The sequence below is a fragment of the Dehalobacter sp. genome, from assembly GCF_030063005.1.
GTDB lineage: Bacteria > Bacillota > Desulfitobacteriia > Desulfitobacteriales > Syntrophobotulaceae > Dehalobacter > Dehalobacter restrictus.
The window spans coordinates 1-2,988 of record NZ_JAPDHR010000056.1 but is presented as its reverse complement, the minus strand read 5'-3'; the positions used below and the strand labels follow the sequence as shown (position 1 = coordinate 2,988).

2 protein-coding genes are annotated in these 2,988 nt (G+C 39.5%); both read left to right on the top strand.

What is annotated here, in order from left to right:
• Window positions 1-421 precede the first annotated feature (421 nt).
• Window positions 422-892, top strand: a complete 471-nt coding sequence (gene greA, locus OKX56_RS13670; protein WP_019226924.1) for a transcription elongation factor GreA — start codon at window positions 422-424, stop codon at window positions 890-892.
• A 321-nt stretch (window positions 893-1,213) separates the two neighbouring features.
• A complete protein-coding gene (gene lysS, locus OKX56_RS13665) occupies window positions 1,214-2,683 on the top strand; it encodes a lysine--tRNA ligase (RefSeq protein WP_019226925.1) in 1,470 nt (489 codons plus the stop codon).
• Window positions 2,684-2,988 lie beyond the last annotated feature (305 nt).

Here is a 2,988-nt window from a genome sequence, read left to right as displayed (position 1 = left end):
TATTATAACACATTACCACAAATTGCTCAATACTAAATAGCAATAATTTGACGATTTTCTAACAAAAAAAGCCCTGTTTTCAAGGCTTTCAAAGATTTTAATATTTATGCAAGTGTCAAAGACCCGGGTATGAGGAAAGCAGCAGAGTACCGGAACCAGATCATGAAAATCAAAAGTTACCAAGAAATGAAGACGTTGTTTTCAGGCATTTACTCGATGGAATGCCCGGACCATTAATCCGGCTATCAAAATATTAAGTAAATTTGCTTGACAATAAAATGGAGGTTCCTTATAATTACGAGTATTAAAAAGCTAGGAAGAGATTTACAGCGTATATTTTATTTTACTTGTGTATATAATGTCTCACATAAAAGGATTCAAAAAAATTACCTCATAAGAAAAAGAGGGAGGGGTATTTTTTATGCCCGAAAAAGAAGTCATTTTAACGCTTGATGGTTTGAAGAAACTGGAAGAAGAACTGGAGATTCTAAAGACCCAAAGAAGGAGAGAAGTTGCTGAAAGGATTAAACAAGCCATTGAGTTTGGAGATATATCCGAAAACTCAGAATATGAAGATGCTAAAAATGAACAGGCTTTTATTGAAGGCAGGATCATTACTCTCGAGAAAATGCTGAGAAATGCCAGAGTCATTGACGACAATGATGAAAAAGACCATGTTGCCATAGGAAGTACAGTGCTGTTAAAAGATGTTGAATACGGGGACGAAGAAGAGTATACCATCGTCGGCTCGGCAGAGGCAGATCCGGCAGTCAATAAAATTTCCAATGAATCACCGGTTGGCAAAGCTGTTCTTGGACAAATTAAAGGCAGCGTTGTTGAGGTTAATGTTCCGGCAGGAATGCTTCGTTATGAAATTGTAGATATCCGTTAGTTTATTTGCTGCTTTCTATTAAAAAATTTGTTCGTTCAATGGTCCATTTCAACAAAATGAAGCTGAATTTTAGCCCGTAATACCGCGTGATGGTGTTACGGGCTGGATAGTGTTTACAGGGTATTGGTATTATGTGAACACTAAATCTACATGTTTCCGCTGGTTAAATTTTTGTATGACTGCGTTGCCCTTCATTTCCTTGCCATCCGAAAATTTTCCTCAACGGTTTACATGTGTTTTAGAGCTGATAAGGTACTAGTTGGATAGCCTTGTTTGGTATAATATAGTATTGAACTGAAACAGATGTTGGGGGAAAAAACGATGGAAAATCTGGATATTAATGAACTGATGCGTATTCGCTTGGACAAGCTGGACAATCTCAGGGCGAAAGGTATTGAGCCCTATGCGGACCATTACTTGAGAACCCATTTATCACAAGGCATTATCGAGAATTTTGATGAGCTGGAAGGGCAGGATGTCAGCGCAGCCGGAAGAATCATGTCCAAAAGAGATCAAGGGAAAGTTCTTTTCGTGCACATTCAAGACCTTCAGGGGAAAATCCAGATCTATATTCGGGTTGATGCGTTCGGCGAAGAAATGTTTGACACGATAAAGACGTTTGATATTGGTGATATTATCGGCGTCCGCGGCAGCGTTTTCCGTACCAAAAGAGGCGAGATTTCAATAAAGGCTGAGGATATTACATTGCTATCAAAATCGCTGAGACCGCTGCCGGAAAAGTTTCATGGGCTTACCAACGTCGATATCCGTTACCGTCAGCGTTATCTTGATTTGATCATGAATGCAGAAGTGAAGGAAACATTTATCACCAGAAATAAAATTATTAGAACGATGCGTGAATACCTGGAAGAGAAAGGATTTCTGGAGGTTGAGACGCCTACGCTGCTTCCGATCGCAGGCGGCGCGACTGCAAAGCCTTTTATTACGCATCATAACGCGCTTGATATGCAGTTATACATGAGGATAGCTCTGGAACTTCCGCTTAAGAGGCTGATTGTGGGCGGTTTTGAAAAGGTATTTGAAATTGGCCGTAATTTCCGGAATGAAGGAATTTCGATTAAGCATAACCCTGAATTTACCATGATGGAACTATATCAGGCTTATGCAAATTATGAAGACATTATGAACCTTACAGAGGATATGATCGTTTATATTGTGGAGAAAGTTCTTCATACCCAGGAAGTTACTTATCAGGGTGAAAAGATTAATTTCGCGAAGCCCTGGCGCCGCTTGCCGATGCTTGACGCAATTAAAGAGTATGCTGGAATAGATTTTACCCAAATTGAAACCGATGAAGAAGCCAGAAAAGTTGCCATGGAGAAAGGGCTGCAAATTAATGCCCTGGAAACCAAGGGCAAAATTATCAATGAGGTTTTTGAAGAATTTGTTGAACCAAAACTTATTCAACCAACTTTTATCATCGGTCATCCTGTAGAAATTTCTCCTCTTGCTAAAAGGAATGCAGAAAATCCTGAGTATACGGACAGGTTTGAGGTATTTATTTATGGTAGAGAGGCAGGAAATGCGTTCTCGGAGTTAAATGACCCCATTGATCAGAGAGGGAGATTTGAAAAACAGGTTCTGGAAAGAGAAAAGGGTGACGATGAGGCGCACATGATGGATGAAGACTTTCTTCAAGCGCTTGAATATGGACTTCCGCCTACAGGCGGACTTGGCATTGGGATTGACAGGCTCGTCATGCTTCTGACAGATTCAGCCTCTATCAGGGACGTTATCTTATTTCCTACCATGAAATCCAGAGAAGATTAATAAAGATGAATATTTAATTAAGAAAATGATTATCCTTTAGATATTCGTAGAATTTTGTAGAAAAAACGAAGCATTCTTGACCTAGTGATGTTTAAACTGGGATAAAGATGCTTGAAAGGTACCGGTAACTTTGTTATTATAACTAAGCGCTCGGGACACAGCGAGCCAAAAGGAAATCAAGGTCATTGAAAACTGAACAACAAGAATGAATTAAAAGCTAGACTCGTCAATGAATTTTTGGTAAACAAACGAGCTGAATCAAGCTCCGTAAATAGTTTTTATGGAGAGTTTGATCCTGGCTCAGG